The 16541-nt window shown below is 38.7% G+C and carries 16 protein-coding genes; 10 read left to right on the top strand and 6 right to left on the bottom strand.

Annotated elements, in window-relative coordinates:
• Positions 1–50 precede the first annotated feature (50 nt).
• The 5 genes from KJS44_RS01340 to KJS44_RS01360 all read right to left on the bottom strand — a co-directional run bounded on the left by KJS44_RS01340 (position 51) and on the right by KJS44_RS01360 (position 5748).
• Entirely contained in the window at positions 51–1427 is a 1377-nt protein-coding gene (locus KJS44_RS01340) for a sensor histidine kinase (protein ID WP_008691250.1), read from the bottom strand.
• Positions 1424–2098 carry a response regulator transcription factor gene (locus KJS44_RS01345; protein ID WP_008691251.1) on the bottom strand — a complete coding sequence of 225 codons (675 nt, stop codon included), beginning with the start codon at positions 2096–2098 and terminating at the stop codon, positions 1424–1426. The genes KJS44_RS01340 and KJS44_RS01345 overlap by 4 nt, the downstream gene beginning before the upstream one ends.
• 143 nt (positions 2099–2241) lie before the next feature.
• On the bottom strand, positions 2242–3537 hold the full coding sequence (aepX, locus tag KJS44_RS01350; protein WP_008691253.1) for a phosphoenolpyruvate mutase: 1296 nt from the start codon (positions 3535–3537) through the stop codon (positions 2242–2244).
• Position 3538: 1 nt separating this feature from the next.
• A complete protein-coding gene (aepY, locus tag KJS44_RS01355) occupies positions 3539–4663 on the bottom strand; it encodes a phosphonopyruvate decarboxylase (RefSeq protein ID WP_008691255.1) in 1125 nt (374 codons plus the stop codon).
• On the bottom strand, positions 4660–5748 hold the full coding sequence (locus KJS44_RS01360; protein WP_008691256.1) for a 2-aminoethylphosphonate--pyruvate transaminase: 1089 nt from the start codon (positions 5746–5748) through the stop codon (positions 4660–4662). The genes aepY and KJS44_RS01360 overlap by 4 nt, the downstream gene beginning before the upstream one ends.
• 325 nt (positions 5749–6073) lie before the next feature.
• On the opposite strand from KJS44_RS01360, the gene KJS44_RS01365 reads away from it, so the two are divergent.
• The 4 genes from KJS44_RS01365 (at position 6074) to KJS44_RS01380 (ending at position 11594) form a co-directional block, all read left to right on the top strand.
• Positions 6074–6691 carry a cytidylate kinase-like family protein gene (locus KJS44_RS01365; RefSeq protein WP_008691257.1) on the top strand — a complete coding sequence of 206 codons (618 nt, stop codon included), beginning with the start codon at positions 6074–6076 and terminating at the stop codon, positions 6689–6691.
• Positions 6692–6938: 247 nt separating this feature from the next.
• Positions 6939–8420 (top strand): S41 family peptidase, encoded by a 1482-nt coding sequence (locus KJS44_RS01370; protein WP_017144540.1) that lies wholly within the window; start codon positions 6939–6941, stop codon positions 8418–8420.
• The gene (gene uvrB / locus KJS44_RS01375) at positions 8410–10392 is read left to right on the top strand and encodes an excinuclease ABC subunit UvrB (RefSeq protein ID WP_008691259.1); all 1983 of its coding nucleotides are present in this window, start codon (positions 8410–8412) and stop codon (positions 10390–10392) included. Before KJS44_RS01370 ends, uvrB begins: the two co-directional genes overlap by 11 nt.
• A 29-nt stretch (positions 10393–10421) precedes the next feature.
• Positions 10422–11594, top strand: coding sequence for an AI-2E family transporter (locus tag KJS44_RS01380; protein WP_008691261.1), 1173 nt, complete (start codon positions 10422–10424; stop codon positions 11592–11594).
• A 33-nt stretch (positions 11595–11627) separates the two neighbouring features.
• On the opposite strand, the gene KJS44_RS01385 is transcribed toward KJS44_RS01380, so the two are convergent.
• Positions 11628–12029 (bottom strand): hypothetical protein, encoded by a 402-nt coding sequence (locus tag KJS44_RS01385; RefSeq protein WP_008691264.1) that lies wholly within the window; start codon positions 12027–12029, stop codon positions 11628–11630.
• A gap of 93 nt (positions 12030–12122) precedes the next feature.
• Between KJS44_RS01385 and KJS44_RS01390 the strand changes: the two genes are divergently transcribed.
• The 6 genes from KJS44_RS01390 to KJS44_RS01415 all read left to right on the top strand — a co-directional run bounded on the left by KJS44_RS01390 (position 12123) and on the right by KJS44_RS01415 (position 16379).
• Positions 12123–12569: an Ig-like domain-containing protein gene (locus KJS44_RS01390; protein WP_017144541.1), complete on the top strand. Its 447-nt coding sequence runs from the start codon at positions 12123–12125 to the stop codon at positions 12567–12569.
• A gap of 221 nt (positions 12570–12790) precedes the next feature.
• Positions 12791–13546, top strand: a complete 756-nt coding sequence (gene yaaA / locus KJS44_RS01395; protein ID WP_008691268.1) for a peroxide stress protein YaaA — start codon at positions 12791–12793, stop codon at positions 13544–13546.
• A gap of 85 nt (positions 13547–13631) precedes the next feature.
• Positions 13632–14306 carry a DUF969 domain-containing protein gene (locus tag KJS44_RS01400; RefSeq protein WP_008691269.1) on the top strand — a complete coding sequence of 225 codons (675 nt, stop codon included), beginning with the start codon at positions 13632–13634 and terminating at the stop codon, positions 14304–14306.
• 1 nt (position 14307) lies between these two features.
• Entirely contained in the window at positions 14308–15237 is a 930-nt protein-coding gene (locus KJS44_RS01405) for a DUF979 domain-containing protein (protein ID WP_008691270.1), read from the top strand.
• 84 nt (positions 15238–15321) lie between these two features.
• Positions 15322–15963, top strand: coding sequence for a pyroglutamyl-peptidase I (pcp, locus tag KJS44_RS01410; RefSeq protein WP_008691271.1), 642 nt, complete (start codon positions 15322–15324; stop codon positions 15961–15963).
• Positions 15963–16379: a gamma-glutamylcyclotransferase family protein gene (locus KJS44_RS01415; RefSeq protein ID WP_008691272.1), complete on the top strand. Its 417-nt coding sequence runs from the start codon at positions 15963–15965 to the stop codon at positions 16377–16379. The genes pcp and KJS44_RS01415 overlap by 1 nt, the downstream gene beginning before the upstream one ends.
• The last annotated feature ends 162 nt before the right edge of the window (positions 16380–16541 follow it).

Here is a 16541-nt window from a genome sequence, read left to right on the forward strand (position 1 = left end):
GCGACTCCTTCTTTACACATACACAGTACCATGGAAAGATTAAAGGAAGATTAAAGCTTTTCATCTTTTTTTAAAACGGGTAAAGTGAAAGTGAAGGTTGTACCTTTTCCATAGCAGCTCTTCACATCACATAAACCACCATGCGCTTCAATAATCCATTTTACCATAGATAATCCTAAACCACTGCTAGTGCTGTTGTTTCTGGCACTGTCACAGCGATAGAACCGATTCCATATATAAGGTAGCTGTTCTTCTGTTATGCCGATTCCATCATCATCCACAACAATCTGCACATGATCTTCCATAAGTTTTACCTGTAGGAAAAGATGTCCTTGCTCCTTACCATATTGAATTGCATTATGTAACACGTTCATCCAGAAACGAATTAACAATGTCTGATCACCATAGACCATGATGTTGTTCTGTATGTCACTTGTTACCTGTATCTGTTTCTTTTCTGCCTGTAGCTGTATTTCTTCAATGGCATAAGCACTTAATTCACTAAAGTTCAGTGGTTCCATCGTCAGCTGGGCATTACCCATATCGGCTCTCGACAACAATAACAACTGGGAGATGATATTACGCATGGCAATGGCTTTTTGTTGGATGACTTTTAACTCTTTGGCGGATGCTTCATCCTTCTGTTTCTCATGTAACAGCTGTTCACATTGCATTAGGATAGTTGTTAATGGTGTTCTTAATTCATGTGAAACATCACTGGTAAATTGCTGTTCTCGTTGTAAACTGTCTTCCATCTGCGCTAACAGTTTATCAAAGGTTTCAGCCATCTCATAGATTTCATCTTTTCCTTTTCCTAAAGCCACGCGTTTCGTCAGATTTTGTCCTTTTAAAATGGTCTGGACTCTTTGGGTAATGGTCGCAACCGGTGACAATGCTTTTTTCGCAAGAAAATAACCGGCAATTGAGCTGACGAGTACAAACAATGGCAGTAACAGTAAGCTCAAACGCAGGGTAGCATAAACGTTTTCCTGTGCATCACTGATGGATATGATACCGCGCACCAACAAAGAAGGGGCACTCTTTTTTACCTGATACTGCATATCTAACACATAAAACTTAGTCTGATTGCTTTTAATCTTGCGCACCTGTCCATCCGCAAAAGGAAGATCATACGCAAAGCCATAAGGAACTCGCCCATACACCAATTCCTGCGTTTTTGCATCATATACAGAAAGATAGACACCATCCTCTAATTCTAATATATCATTATCAAAATGATAGCTGTCATGCTTATAGTCGATGTTATCAAAACTGGATGATACATGTTCTTCTAAAGTTGCTTTGGTATGGGAAAGAATCTCTTGGGAGCTGTATGTGAAGAATAGTCCTATGATAAAGATGATCAAAAGCATCATCAATGAGCTGTACAATACTGTCAGTTTGGCTTTAATAGATAATCGTTTCATACGTCCACCTTCAAAACATAGCCAACACCGCGAATCGTATGCAGCAGCTTATGCGCATGCCCTTCATCGATTTTCTTACGCAGATAACGGATATAAACATCAATGACATTCGATTCTCCGCTGTAATCATAATTCCAGATATGCTGTTCCAGTTTTTCTCGGCTTAAGACAATACCGGTATTTTGCATCATATAACGTAATAATGAGAATTCCTTTGCGGAGAGATGAATTTCCTTATCAGCACGTAACACTTTATGAGTATTTGGATATAAGACTAAATCATCTACCTGATAAAAACCGGTGTGCTGATTGGATGGTTTGCGTAATAAAACACGGATTCGTGCCAAAAGTTCATCAAAGGCAAATGGCTTTACAAGGTAATCATCTGCTCCGGCATCCAATCCTTTAACTCTATCCTGAATGCTGTCTTTTGCTGTCAACATCAAAACCGGCACTTGCTTGCCATTAGCTCGCAAGGTTTGTAAAACCTCTAAACCATCTACGATAGGCATCATGATATCCAGTATGACAACATCATATTCCATGACTTGTAAAAATGCTAAGGCTTCTTCACCATTTAGGCAAGCATCAACACTGTATTGTTCTTCCCGTAATCGTTCACATACGATACGATTTAGTTCTTTTTCATCTTCGGCTAAAAGAATACGCATAAAATCACCTCATCTTCTATGTTCATTTTAGCATATTCCTTGTAATGGGGTATAGGAAATGCCAATAGGAAAAGAAAAACCAGTAGCAGACAGGGATTCAGACCATTGTCAACTACCGGTAATTCATATATGAATCAGAGAGGCTACATTTCATCAATTAGCGTGATGATGTCTTTAATCGACATGAGTTGTGCATCTGCTTCCTTCGCGCGATGATGTTTTAAGATGCTGGCTGCTGTTTCTTGCATGGCTGGGAAAGCACTGCGCGTTAACTGATTGGCATAGATAACGATGTTGATACCATGCGCTGCCAGCTGTTCTTCCAATACACTATGATAGGAAGTAGGCACTACCACAATCGGGGTGTTCTTATCTTTTTGGCGAAAGGCATCACAAAAGGCAAAAATTTCATCCGGTGTTTTTTGCCTTGAATGAATCATAATGCCATCTGCCCCAGCCGCGACATACGCATAAGCACGTTGTAATGCATCCGCTATGCCTTTTTCAAGAATCAAACTTTCGATACGAGCGATGATCATAAAGTCCTCGCTTAGCTGTGCCTGTTTCCCGGCTTTGATCTTTTCACAAAAATGGGCAATGCTGTCCTGTGTCTGTTCTACATCATTACCAAATAAAGAGTTTTTCTTTAATCCTGTTTTATCTTCAATAATAATTGCCGAAACGCCAAGACGTTCCAAGGTTCGTACGTTGTATACAAAATGTTCAATCAAACCACCAGTATCGCCATCTAATATGATGGGTTTGGTAGATACATCCATCACATCATCAATGGTACGTATGCGGCTGGACATATCCACCAGTTCGATATCAGGTTTTCCTTTTGCGGTAGAATCACACAGACTGCTGATCCACATGGCATCAAACTGATCAAGTTCTTCTTTGTTTTGCACAATTGTTTTTTCGGCAATTAAAGCTGTAATGCCACTGTGGACTTCCAGTGCTTTTACGATTGGACGCAGCTGTAAAAGCTGACGCAATCGTTTCCTTCGAAATTCAGGCATAGCTAACTTATCATGCATCACTTTATCGATATGCTGTACCTTTTCCGTGCGTGTATAAGGAACCTCAATGAGTTGTCCTCCCCATGTTGATAGAACCTTAAGCACGTTATCACGTATGATTTTTTGTTCGTTCGTCTTCCAATTATCACCATGAATGACATAATCTGGTTTTAACTTTTGTAAGTTTTCGGTATATGAAACCGTGGATTGCGCAACAACATGTGCAACGCCATCCAACTTTTGCATCATTTGAAACCGCTCATCAAAGGTAATTGTCGGGAAACGATCAAACTTTATCAACGCCTCATCTGTTAATACCCCTATCGTGAGTTCTCCATAGGCCTGTGCTTCTTGAATAATATGAAGATGTCCTTCGTGAATGACATCGGTACTAAAACATGCATAAACACTTTTCATGTTAGTATTCTCCTTTCAAAACGCTCATAAATTGTTCTTTATTTTCTACAGCAGTTTCTTTCGGTCTTCCTAAGTCAGCACGAGAACCTACTGCAACACCGATTTCGATAAATACCGGTCCTTGATAGTTTCTTTGTAAAGTGCTATCCAATTCTTGTAAATCAGTAATATAGAGAACATGTTTATAGCCCATGGCCTTTGCGATTTCATAAAGGGGCGTCTTAGCACATTGTGTCGGCATGCCACCAACGGATTCATGAGCAAGATTATTAAAAACGATATGGATAAGGTTCTTACAAGGCTGTTGGGCAATATAGTTCATAGAGCCCATGTGCATCAGCGCAGCTCCATCGCCATCAAAACAAAAGACACGCTTATGCGGACACTTTAAGGCTATACCTTGTGCAATCATAGAGGCATGTCCCATAGAGCCTACGGTTAAGAACGCTTGTTTATGATGACCTAATATAGCATTGCTCTGTTCATAAACCTCTCGGGAAATCTTGCCGGTCGTACTGATGATGACATCTTCTGATTGCAGTGAAGAAATAACGTGTTGAATGGCTTCTTCTCTTCGTATATGGAAGCCATTTTGAAAGTGTAAGGTTTCTTCGCTTTCAAGAGCACCTTTTTCCACAACGATGGCAAATTGCTTCTTCGCTTGAAAACATGTCTGTGCTTTTTTTAGTATCTGTGAAAGGGAGAAGGCATCATCGTCTTTTTTCAACACGGCATAGGGAATTTCTAACAGCTCTAGCATAGGTAAGGTGATCGCTCCCTGAAATTTATGTTGTGGTTCATCTGTATATCCTGGCTGACCGCGATAGCCGATGATGAATAACATTGGAATCGCATATACCTTTTCATGCAGCAGACTGGTGATAGGATTTACAGCATTACCTAAGCCACTGTTTTGCATATAAACACAAGATATCTGACCGCTTGCCAAATAGATGCCGGCTGCCATAGCCAGTGCTGCACCTTCATTTACAGGCACATGATGCTGTGCAGGGCTCTTGTGCAAGTATAAATAATCACAAAAGCTTTTTAATGTGGAATCTGGAACACCAATATAATCGTGGATAGCAATTGCTTCTAAAGCATTTATCAAAGTTTCTGCTTTCATCTGTTTTCCTCCATATACATGCGTAAGACTTTTTTAAAGTGAAGAATATCTGCATCGCTGATTTCCCCTATATTACCAATCCTAAATGCATCTATACCAGGTAATTTCCCAGCATATAACAAGAAACCATGGGCTTTAAAAAAGTTGTAGAAATGCGTAAAATCAAAACCTTTCGGACACAAATATGTCGTTATGACACAAGATTGCACGTCAGGCTCTACTAAGGTATGGAAACCATACTTCGTCATACTGTCATGCAATTCTTTTTGGACATGCATATAGCGTTCATGACGTGCTGGAATGCCTCCGTTTGTTATCAGTGTTGTTAAGGCTTCTTGCAAAGCTAACATGACATGCGTTGGTGAGGTAAAGCGAAATGCGCCTTGGGTTTCTTCCATAGAGCGATATTGTTCGTACAAATCCAAGGACAGGCTAACAGCACAATGCTGACATGTATCCAAATGTGCTTTTCTGGCAAAGATGATAGCTACTCCCGGTACACCATGCAGACATTTATTCGCACTGGTTATCAGATAATCAATCCCTGCATCTGCAATAGCAATCGGTGCAGAACCAAAACTGCTCATGGCATCGACAATGCTGATTTTGTGATAGCTGCGGATACATTCTTGAATACGGTAAAGATCATTCATCACACCTGCCGTTGTTTCACAATGCACATAGGCAACATGGGTATAGCGAGGATCGGCTATCTGCTCTTTTACTTCATCGAGTGGTAAAGCTTTATCCATAGGATAATTTTTTAATGTAAATGGGATATGAGCAGTTTCACATATTTGTGCCATGCGGTTTCCATAAGCTCCATTCGCTAAAATCAGAACATGCTCATCTTGACGAATCGTGCTTGTTAAGACACTTTCTACTCCAAAGGTTCCAGAACCTTGCATGAAAATCAAAGCGTATTGCGCTGGATGCACTTGTCCCAATTTGCATAGTTGTTCACGCAAAGATTGGATTATCATACGATATTCATCATCTCTAGTGCCAAGATCTTGTAACATTGCTTGCTTTACAGCAGCGCTGGTTGTTAAAGGACCCGGTGTTAATAAGACAGTAGGCTTCATTTTTAGCATCTCCTTTTGATGAATCATATAAGATAATTATATGTTCAATATCGTTATGATAATACATAAATTGAACAAATACAAGGAAAATATCAATATAAATGTTTTTTCTATCTGAATTAATCGCTATAATATGAACAAATAACAACCTTTGTAACTAGCCGTTTGCTTCTTTTTGTATAGGATAGATACTATCCGGGAATACCTTAAGAAAGGCAGTGATAAAAAACTTGATGCAATGCTATTTACAAAAATGAAAACGGAAACATTGATGTTGTAAGCAGATGATAGTATAATGAAATTACAAGGTGAGGAGGTCGATTTTATGAAAAAGACCATTATTACAATCAGTAGAGAATTTGGAAGCGGCGGTAGAGAAATCGGCAAAAAGCTGGCTGAACAGCTGAATGTACCTTTCTATGACAAAGAACTTATCGAAATTGCTGCAAAGGAAAGCGGATTAGATAAGGAATTGTTTGAGGAAGAAGATTCTCGTACAAGCAAAGGTTTCCGTTTATTAGGTGCTCTTGGTTATTCCTTAGGAGGACCGTTATCAACAATTACTGAACTTTCCTTGAATGATCGTCTGTTTCTGGTACAATCACAGGTTATTGAGCAGGTGGCAAAGGAAGGCGCATGTGTTATTGTCGGACGCTGTGCAGATTATGTTTTAAAAGATTATGATACGGTATTAAATGTATTTATTCATGGTAATATGAAAGAGAAAAAAGAACGCGCTATTCATTCTTATGAAGTAGATGAACGCGATATTGAAAATTCTATTCATAAAATTGATAAGCGTCGTGCGAATTATTATGAGTATTATACCGATCGTAAATGGGGTCGTGCAGAAAATTATGATATTTCATTAAACTCCAGTACCTTTGGTATTGATGGTTGTGTGGAAATCATTAAAGAAGTTGCGGTCAATAAGAGTTTATAAAAAAGATGTGCATATGTTGAGCCTTCTAAAACAGAGGGCTCTTTTTGTATGAAAAAAATCCTTCAAATAGTGATAAGAATTCTGGGTATAAATCATAAATCGGTGGATATTTATTCATATTTACTACGTTTGTCATTACCTTTTTGATCATTCAGATGATTACGAAGGGAATGACTTATCATGAACGCTGAAATATGGTATGATAATACACGTAATAATTTTCAGTTATGCTGATGAGGTGATGATGATGTCTGAAAAAAAAGTAGTTCGTTATAAATTAGTGCGCCATAAATGGCCGGATGAGATAGAAGCAGAGAAGAAACAAAGGAAAAGACGCATTGGCATAATTGCTCTATGTGTTATTTTCTTCTTTTCTGGATATGGTCTTAACCGATTTTTAAGCCGTTCAGATGTCACCAATGATAAAACTTTTGCTAAATTGAGTGAAGTATATACCATCATGAAAAATAAATTTTATTTTGGGAAAGATAAAGAAGACTTCAATGAGCAACTGATCAATGGAGCTATCAAGGGTATGGTCGATGCCGGCGGTGATCAGCATACGATGTATCTGAATAATGAGCAAAGTGAAAGCTTTACAAGCTCTATGGAAGGCAGTGTTGTCGGCATTGGTGTTACAATGTATGCCTTAGATGATAATACGTTTATCATCTCTGATATTATTAAGGATTCACCGGCAGAAAAAGCAGGACTTCATGCAGGTGACCAGATTTATGCAGTAGATGGCAAAGTATTAAAAAACACTTCAACAGAAGAAGTGGCTAAAAAAGTTAAAGGGGAAAGTGGCACAAAAGTGAAGCTGGAAATCATTCGCAGTGGAAAACATATAGAAAAAACGATTACCCGTAAAAAAGTAAATGGAACTGTGTTCAGTGAAATCAAGGGAGATACAGCAAAAATTGAACTAACGACTTTTGCGGAAACAAGTGGTGATGAATTTGGTCGCCATTTAGAGGATATCAATAAAGCAAAAGTTAAGCATTTGATTATTGATTTACGTGATAACAGTGGAGGCTATTTAAAAGCGGCACTACAGATTGCCAGCTATTTAATGCAGGATGATCAGGTTATTTTTAAGGAAGATGATCATGATGGAAATATCACGGAATATAAGACATTGAATGGTTATGAGCATTATACCTTTGATAAATTATTGATACTGGTCAATGGTGGAACGGCAAGTGCATCAGAGGCTTTAACAGCGGCTTTAAAAGAACAGGCGCAAGCAATCGTTATCGGTGAAAAAACATATGGTAAGGGTACGGTACAGATTCCATTACCATTTAAGGATGGCAGTATGCTAAAATACACAACCGGTGAATGGATAACACCAAAAGGTAATAAGCTTAATAAAGTTGGAATTACTCCGGATATCAAAGTAGCACAGGAAGCGGCATATGTAACGGGCATGCCGCAATTAGATAAAGAAGAATTTGCTTTTGATACCGTAAATGAAGCGGCATCTCCTGTACAGATCTACTTAAAGTTTTTAGGATACGCAGTTGATCGTACGGATGCCTATTTCTCTTATACCTCTGCAAAAGCATTAACACAGTATCAAAAAGATCATGAATTGAAAGCGGATGGAAAGATTCGCGAAGAAGTCTGTAGATCACTGGTATCAGACTGCCTTAGAAAATGGCGGAGTGATCCATATAAATATGATTTACAATTAAAGAAAGCGATGGAAATAGCAAATGAAAAATGAGGAAAAGCTATTTGATTTAGTATCAGAATATCAGCCTCAAGGAGATCAACCTAAGGCAATCAAAGAGCTTGTAGAAGGCATAAAGGAAGGAAAGAAACAGCAGGTTTTGTTAGGGGCAACCGGAACGGGTAAGACCTTTACGATATCGAATGTCATTGCACAGGTCAATAAACCTACGCTAGTGTTTGCGCATAATAAGACGTTGGCTGGACAGCTATATTCAGAATTTAAAGAATTCTTTCCTAATAATCGTGTGGAATATTTCGTATCTAACTTTGATTATTATCAGCCTGAAGCCTATATACCAAGTTCTGATACCTATATTGATAAGAATGCCACAACCAATATGGAATTAGATATGCTCCGAATGGCAGCCGTCAATTCGATACTGGAACGAAGAGATACGATTATTATTGCGTCTGTAGCCTGTATCTATGGTGCCAGTAACCCAGAGCAATATCGGGATATGTTTTTCAGTATTCGCGTAGGGGATATCATAGATCGTAAGGAATTAATGGGGAAATTAGTAGCACGTCAGTATCAGCGCAATGATATGGATTTAATACGTGGTACCTTCCGTGTACGTGGTGATGTGATTGAGGTGGCACTTGGACATACCGATTCTTATATCTTGCGTATTGAGATGTTTGATGATGAAATTGAACGTATTTGTGAAGTAGATCCTTTGACTGGTAAGGTACAAAACGCTTATACGGTATATGTTGTGTATCCGGCAAGTGGCTATGCGACAAAGCAAGAAATTATCAATCGTGCCGCAGATACGATCGGTGCGGAATTAGAAGAACGCTTAAAAGAACTTGATAATGAAGGAAAGCTGCTAGAGAAACAGCGCTTGGAACAACGTACTCGTTATGATATGGAGGCATTGCGTGAATTTGGCGTATGCCCCGGTATAGAAAACTATTCTCGTCATATCGATGGACGAAAACCAGGGGAACGTCCTTATACCTTATTTGATTACTTCCCGGATGATTTTTTATTGGTCGTAGATGAAAGTCATGTATCTTTGCCACAGATTCGTGGGATGTATAATGGCGATCGGGCAAGAAAAGAAACTTTGGTGAATTATGGATTCCGTTTGCCAAGTGCATTGGATAATCGACCGCTGCGTTTTGAAGAATTTGAAAAAATGTACCATCAGGCAGTCTTTGTTTCCGCAACACCGGGAGATTATGAAATGGAGAAGACGCATGGTGAAGTCATTGAACAAATCATACGTCCTACAGGATTGTTAGATCCTAAGGTTGAAGTTCGTCCAACACAAGGACAAATTGACGATCTGGTGGATGAGATAAAAACACGGATCGCTCGTAATGAGCGTACCTTGATAACCACATTAACCGTGCGAATGGCAGAAGATTTATCCAGCTACTTGAAAGGGATGGACTTTAAGGTTGCCTGGCTGCATCATGAAGTAAAAACAATTGAGCGAACGGAAATCATCCGTGATTTGCGTCGTGGGAAATATGATGTATTGATTGGTATCAACTTGCTAAGAGAAGGTCTGGATATTCCGGAAGTTTCCTTAATAGCGATATTAGATGCGGATAAGGAAGGCTTCTTGCGTAGCGAACGCTCTTTGATTCAGATCATTGGACGTGCTGCCCGTAATGCGCATGGTGAAGTTATCATGTATGCCGATACGATTACCGGCAGTATGCAGAAAGCTTTGGATGAAACAGCCAGAAGACGTGAAATCCAGATTGCTTATAATAAGGAACATGGAATCACACCAAAAACAATCATCAAGCCGATTCATGAGGTTGTTCGCAGTAAAGAAACACAGGAAATGACGGCGAAATATATGAGCAAAAAAGCCAAAGTAACAAAGAAGGATAAAGAAAAACTCTTAGTAAATTTGGAAAAGGAAATGAAAGAAGCGGCAAAAGTGCTCGATTTCGAGCGAGCTGCGGAATTACGTGATATTTTGATTGAATTACGTAATTCATAATCACTTGCAAAGAAGAAGGAGATGGGGCAATGTTAAAAGATAAGGATAAGAAGTTAAATCGTTTGACGATGAAACACATTATATTCATCATCACCTATACCATTGCCTTGGTTTGGGTCATTTTACATATTGATCAGGTCATGGGTACTTTACAGATGATCATAAATTTATTAAAGCCATTTATTTATGGTATTATGATGGCATTTGTCTTTAATCTGCCAATGAAGTACTTTATGAAGAAACTGCCTGCATCCTTGGGTAAAGGTAAACGTGCAGTGGCAGCCTTGTTATCATTGATCATTATTATAGGTGTGATCACCTTTATCTTTTGGATTGTCATGCCGCAAGTAATTCACAGTGTTACCACACTGGCAAATGCATTGCCGGGGTATTTAGAAGAAGTGCAAAAGAATATTCAAACGGCGATTGAGAATAAACAGATACCGGAGGAAGTTTTAAAACAAATTGAAACCTATGCGATGGATATTCAAAAAATGGCGGTTAATATCGTAAAGAATGGGTTACCTCATCTTATTGATATGGCAAGTGGCTTTGCGAGCAGCATTGCGAATATCTTTATGGCTTTGGTGATTGCGGTCTATCTGACAATTTCCAAAAACCGCTTAATAACCCAAGCAAAAGAATTCTTATATGCCTTTACATCAAAGCGGGTAAACGAGTATTTACTAAAGGTTGCACATTTAACCAATGTAACCTTTGCTAATTTTGTTACCGGGCAATTAGTAGAAGCAATCATCATCGGTATCCTTTGTTATATCGGATGTCTGATTTTACAATTCCCATATGCGCCGATTCTTAGCGTAATCATTGGCTGTACAAATATTATCCCTATCTTTGGAGCAATCTTCGGTGTAGGTTTAAGTGCCTTGCTTGTTGCTTTTGTTGATCCGCTGCAAGGAATCTTCTTTATTTTGTTCGGTATTTGTCTACAGCAATTTGAGTCTAATCTCATCTATCCACGTGTTGTGGGGAATACAGTAGGCTTATCTGGCTTATGGGTGTTATTTGCAATCACGGTAGGCGGAGGTTTCTTTGGTTTTGCCGGTATGTTATTGGGCTTGCCGATTTTCTCCATCATCTATGCTTTATTGCGTGAAGAAATGCATCGGCGAAGCAGTTTGAAAAGACAAAGTGATGAAGGAGAAAAGTCAAAGCAACCTTTGCCAAAACAAGCATCATAAAAAATAAACAAGGCGGTAGGAAGTCATACATTCTTATCGCCTTGTTTTATGATCGGTGTTTGAGCTTTCAAGAAGCGTTTCATAGTGCTGTATGACTTCTTCATAAAAAGCATTCGTTTCTTCCACAGAATAAACCATTTCTGTGTCCCATAAATTCGCTAAAAAGTCATAAATACAATGATTTAAACTATTCTCCTTAAAGAAGAAGGTACTTTTATCCATATCTTCTCCGTAATAGAAAATAATATTCGTTGGAGAATAACAGCTGATAGAAAGGATGCTTTCAAAAGAAAAGTATTCTTCTTTTAATAGGAAGTCAGCTCTATTATCTTCTTGATTTTGTTTTAAGATCTTACGCAGGACATAAAGGCGTTCTGCTAATGTGGTTGGTTCATATAAAAAGGAAGGTATTTGAAAATCACGTCCATTTTCCATAAACAATAACACACCTTGCTTCGTAAAATAATTTACGGAATTTTAAAACGTCCTGCTGCAGCCAAGGTACAATTAAGTACAACGAAAAAGACGATGTATAAAGGACAGAAATCTTCCTTAAAAGCCAGCGTCTTACCTTCAAAAGCATCTCAGAATGTTACTTGGTCGAGTAGTAATAAAAAAATTGAAACGGTGGATAAATATGGTAAAGTCAGCGCAAAAGCCACAGGAAGTGTAACCATTACAGCGAAATCATTGAATGGGAAAAAAGCACAATGTATTGTAAAGGTTGTAAATGCTCCTTCAAAGGTGACTTTAAATTATAAGAACAAAACATTGAAAAAAGGATCTTCTTTCACCTTAAAAGCGACACTGGCACCGAAAGGAACCATTCAAACAGTTACCTGGTCAACATCTAATAAGAATGTTGTGACCGTCAGTGCAAAAGGAAAGGTTACAGCTAAGAAAAAAGGAACTGCCTATATTTATGCACGTAGTGTAAATGGCAAAAAAGTTTCCTGTAAGATTGTTGTAAAATAATGCTAATTGAACAGCATGAGAAAATCTGCTGTTCTTTTTTAATGCAACCAAACTTTTAGGAAGTTTCACCAGAAAATTACGGGGCAACTTTAGGGGAATGAAAAAACAAACAAGAAATTTCAGACCCCTAAAGATTTTGGATACCCCCTTTTTTTATGCCATCAGCATTCTGTCAAAATGGAGGATATCTGTTATAATACATACAGAAAGTGAGGGATTTTATGCTTTATATCATTTCACCGACAAAAACAATGAAAACAACGACCCATTACAAACCATCTGCCATGCCACAGCTGTGGGAAAAAGCAGAGTTGCTTTTAGCGAATATAAAGATGTTAACAGTAGAAGATATTATGCATTTCATGCATGTGAAAGAAGCATTGGCTATACAGACAAAACAACGCTTTGATCAATTGTCTTTTCATGAGAATGGCTATTGTGCAATAGAAGCTTATGATGGCTTACAATTTAAATATATGCAAATGGAAGATTTAGCGATGAGCGAGCTTTCCTATCTTCAGGAACATCTGCGTATCCTCAGCGCTTTTTATGGCATTGTCAGACCCTTTGACAGTATTCAACCTTATCGCTTAGAAATGCAATGTAAATTAAAGGTACAAGATTATAACGATCTATATGCATATTGGCAAGATACTTTGGCTAAAGTATTGCTAAAGGAAGTTCATACGCATAAAGAGAAGTATCTTTTGAATCTTTCAAGTAAAGAATATGAGAAAGCAATACGTCCCTATATTCCAAAAGAACAATGGATTGATGTTATTTTCCAAGTAGAAAAAAAGGGAAAACGTAAAGTTGAGGCAACACAGGCCAAGATGGCAAGAGGACGCATGGTTCACTTTTTGGCACAGCGACAAGTAGAAACTTTGGCAGAAGTTTATCAGTTTCAAGAAGATGGTTATCAGCTAGATAAGGAACGAACTGGAAATCAGCAGATCGTATTTTATAAAAAAGGATAAAATGATAAGATTTTAAGGTAATCCTGTTTGCATAGAGATTGATTCCTTGATAAAATTTAAACCGTTCTAGAAAGGAGTCAAAAGAATGGATTATATAAAACTTATCGGTATCGTTATCATCGTCGCTGGCTTTGTCATGAAATTTGATGTTTTAGCGACCGTGTTGATTGCCGGTTTTGTAACTGGCTTGGTATCCGGATTAAGCTTTATGGAAATATTACGCATTATGGGAGAATCCTTTGTGAATAATCGCTTGATGTCGATTTTTTTGGTGATTTTTCCTGTTATTGCGATTATCGAGCGATATGGACTTAAGGAACGCTCTGCTTATTTGATAGGGAAGATTAAAAATGCATCTGCCGCCAAGGTATTGGCTTTGTATATGATCATACGCAGTATTGCCAGTGCCGCAAATATACGAATCGGCGGACATGTAGAATTTGTACGTCCTTTGATTTTGCCGATGTCAGAGGCGGCAGCAGAGAAGGCTAAGGGGGAACCCTTAAATGAAAAGCAAAGAGATACATTAAAAGGAATGACAGCCTCCATTGAAAACTATGGGAACTTTTTTGCGCAAAATCTGTTTCCTGCCGCAAGTGGTGTCTTATTGATACAGGGAGCGTTAGCAGAAGCCGGCTATGGAGAAGTTACGATCAGTTCTGTAGCAGCAGCTTCCATACCGGTGGCCATAATTGTCCTGTGCTTAAGCTTTGTGCAGGTTTGGCTAAAGGATAAGAAATTGCGAAGGAGGGAAGAATAAAATGGCGGCATTCTTAGATTATGCAGCGGAATTTATCTTTATCCTTTGTGGATTTATCAGTTTTAATGCAGCCTATCGGGCTTTGGAAAATGAACATGCCAAAGTGGGGACGACATTGTTTTGGAGCATCCTTGGGGTGATCTTTATGTTTGGTAAGGTGTTACCCTATGAAGTGTGCGGCATCTTGTTATTAGTGATGGGCGGTTTGACCATGACCCATCAAGTACAAGTTGGTACATTTGCGCCAGTAGATCAAAAAGCACGTCAACAATACAGTGAAAAAATTGGTAATAAGATATTTATACCGGCGGTGTTGGTAGCGGTTGTGGCGTTGATATTGTCAAGAGTGAAACTTGGTGAATTAGCGTTACCCGGTGCGGTAATGGTTGGAACAGGATGCATCCTTGCTTTATTTACCGCTATGTTTATTTGTCGTCCAAACTTTCAGGATACACGCCATGATACGGCTAGATTGCTGATGCAGGTGGGAAGTGCCTCCTTGTTGCCACAGTTGTTAGGAGCATTGGGGCAGGTATTTACCAAAGCCGGTGTTGGCGATGTCATATCAACAATGATGGCTGGTATCTTACCAGAAGGCAGTATCTTCTTTGGTGTGGTTGTCTATTGCCTTGCGATGGTCATTTTTACGATGATCATGGGAAATGCTTTTGCGGCTTTTTCAGTTATAACGGTAGGGATAGGTATTCCATTTGTGATTGCTCAAGGCGGTGATGCCAGTGTTGTTGGAGCTTTAGGTATGACGTGTGGATATTGTGGAACATTATTAACACCGATGGCGGCAAATTTTAACATTGTACCGACCGCCGTATTAGAAACAAAGGATAAATGGACCATCATCAAAGCACAGGCACCAATGGCTTTGTTGTTGATTCTCATTCATATCATCTTGATGCTGACCTTAGCTTTTTAAAAAAGTTTAAAAAGCTTTGATTGGCACAGAATAAAGCGTATGGAAAGGAGCACATACAGCACATAAAAGCTGTATCATAAGATTATGAAAATATTAGTAACAGGTTTTGATCCGTTTGGAAAGGAAAGTATCAATCCGGCAATCGAGGCAGTGAAACGTTTAGATGATGAAATTGCGAATGCACAGATCATAAAATTAGAAATACCAACAATTGCCCACACATCTCTTGCCGTCATCAAACAGGCGATTGAAGACCATGAACCGGACATGGTGCTATCCATTGGTCAGGCAGGAGGCAGAAGTGATATCACGGTAGAGCGCATTGGTATCAATATTGATGATTATCGCATTGCAGATAATGGTCATCAGCAGCCTATCGATGAAAAAATCTTTGCGGATGGTCCGGATGCTTATTTTGTTAATCTGCCGATTAAGGCGATGGTCAAAAGCATACGCTCTGCAGGTATACCAGCCTCTATATCTAATTCAGCAGGGACCTTTGTGTGCAATCATGTTACCTATGGCGTTCGCTATTTATTAGAAAAACGTGGAAAAGGACAAAAAAGTGGGTTTATTCATATTCCATATCTCCCAAGTCAGGTTGTTGATAAACCAAATCAGCCAAGTATGGCATTGGATGTCATTGTAAAAGGTATTCAAGCGGCGATAACGGCAATGGTTGAGCAAGCAATTGATGTTAAAGAAAGTGAAGGCACGATTTGTTAATGAAACAGATATTTGTATATGGTTCTTTACGTAAGGGAATGTATAACTATGAACGCTATCTGAAAGGGAAAAGCCACTTTGTTGGATATGGATATGTAAAAGGCTGCCTCTACGCATTAAAAGATGCGGCGTATCCGGCATTGCTAGATGGTGATCAGGATGTCTTTGGTGAAATTTATGAGATTGATGAACAGGTTGCATCAGCGATTGATGAGCTGGAGGGCTGTCATAAAGATACGTTAGGGGAGTACTACAAAGCACGAAAGATAATACGTACAACACAAGGCGCACTTTTAGAATTGGAAGTCTATTGCTTTTCCTTGGATTATGAAAAGAATGCGGAGCGTTTAAAAGCGGTAATTCCGCATGGAGATTTTGTGAAATATGTTAAGGAAGAAAAGAAAGAGGCAATATAAAAGATAGAAGCAAATAGCAAGCAGATTGACACATGAAGGATCTAGGGACGTATTTGATATTGGTCTATGTGAAAGATATAGGAAATCTCTATATCGGCTGATGAGAAAGATAGCTTATTAAATAAAATAATAAGCTATATGATTTTTATAAAAGGATAACCG

Source organism: Longicatena caecimuris (genome assembly GCF_018406465.1).
GTDB classification, from domain to species: Bacteria; Bacillota_I; Bacilli_A; order Erysipelotrichales; family Erysipelotrichaceae; genus Longicatena; species Longicatena caecimuris.

Bases quoted from the DNA above. Each gene is read 5' to 3' on its own strand.
- KJS44_RS01340 (WP_008691250.1), bottom strand. From the start codon at position 1,427: ATGAAACGATTATCTATTAAAGCCAAACTGACAGTATTGTACAGCTCA.
- KJS44_RS01370 (WP_017144540.1), top strand. From the start codon at position 6,939: ATGTCTGAAAAAAAAGTAGTTCGTTATAAATTAGTGCGCCATAAATGG.
- KJS44_RS01400 (WP_008691269.1), top strand. From the start codon at position 13,632: ATGGATTATATAAAACTTATCGGTATCGTTATCATCGTCGCTGGCTTT.
- yaaA (WP_008691268.1), top strand. From the start codon at position 12,791: ATGCTTTATATCATTTCACCGACAAAAACAATGAAAACAACGACCCAT.
- KJS44_RS01365 (WP_008691257.1), top strand. From the start codon at position 6,074: ATGAAAAAGACCATTATTACAATCAGTAGAGAATTTGGAAGCGGCGGT.
- aepY (WP_008691255.1), bottom strand. From the start codon at position 4,663: ATGAAAGCAGAAACTTTGATAAATGCTTTAGAAGCAATTGCTATCCAC.
- KJS44_RS01380 (WP_008691261.1), top strand. From the start codon at position 10,422: ATGTTAAAAGATAAGGATAAGAAGTTAAATCGTTTGACGATGAAACAC.
- KJS44_RS01415 (WP_008691272.1), top strand. From the start codon at position 15,963: ATGAAACAGATATTTGTATATGGTTCTTTACGTAAGGGAATGTATAAC.
- KJS44_RS01405 (WP_008691270.1), top strand. From the start codon at position 14,308: ATGGCGGCATTCTTAGATTATGCAGCGGAATTTATCTTTATCCTTTGT.
- uvrB (WP_008691259.1), top strand. From the start codon at position 8,410: ATGAAAAATGAGGAAAAGCTATTTGATTTAGTATCAGAATATCAGCCT.
- KJS44_RS01360 (WP_008691256.1), bottom strand. From the start codon at position 5,748: ATGAAGCCTACTGTCTTATTAACACCGGGTCCTTTAACAACCAGCGCT.
- KJS44_RS01345 (WP_008691251.1), bottom strand. From the start codon at position 2,098: ATGCGTATTCTTTTAGCCGAAGATGAAAAAGAACTAAATCGTATCGTA.
- KJS44_RS01390 (WP_017144541.1), top strand. From the start codon at position 12,123: ATGTATAAAGGACAGAAATCTTCCTTAAAAGCCAGCGTCTTACCTTCA.
- KJS44_RS01385 (WP_008691264.1), bottom strand. From the start codon at position 12,029: ATGGAAAATGGACGTGATTTTCAAATACCTTCCTTTTTATATGAACCA.
- aepX (WP_008691253.1), bottom strand. From the start codon at position 3,537: ATGAAAAGTGTTTATGCATGTTTTAGTACCGATGTCATTCACGAAGGA.
- pcp (WP_008691271.1), top strand. From the start codon at position 15,322: ATGAAAATATTAGTAACAGGTTTTGATCCGTTTGGAAAGGAAAGTATC.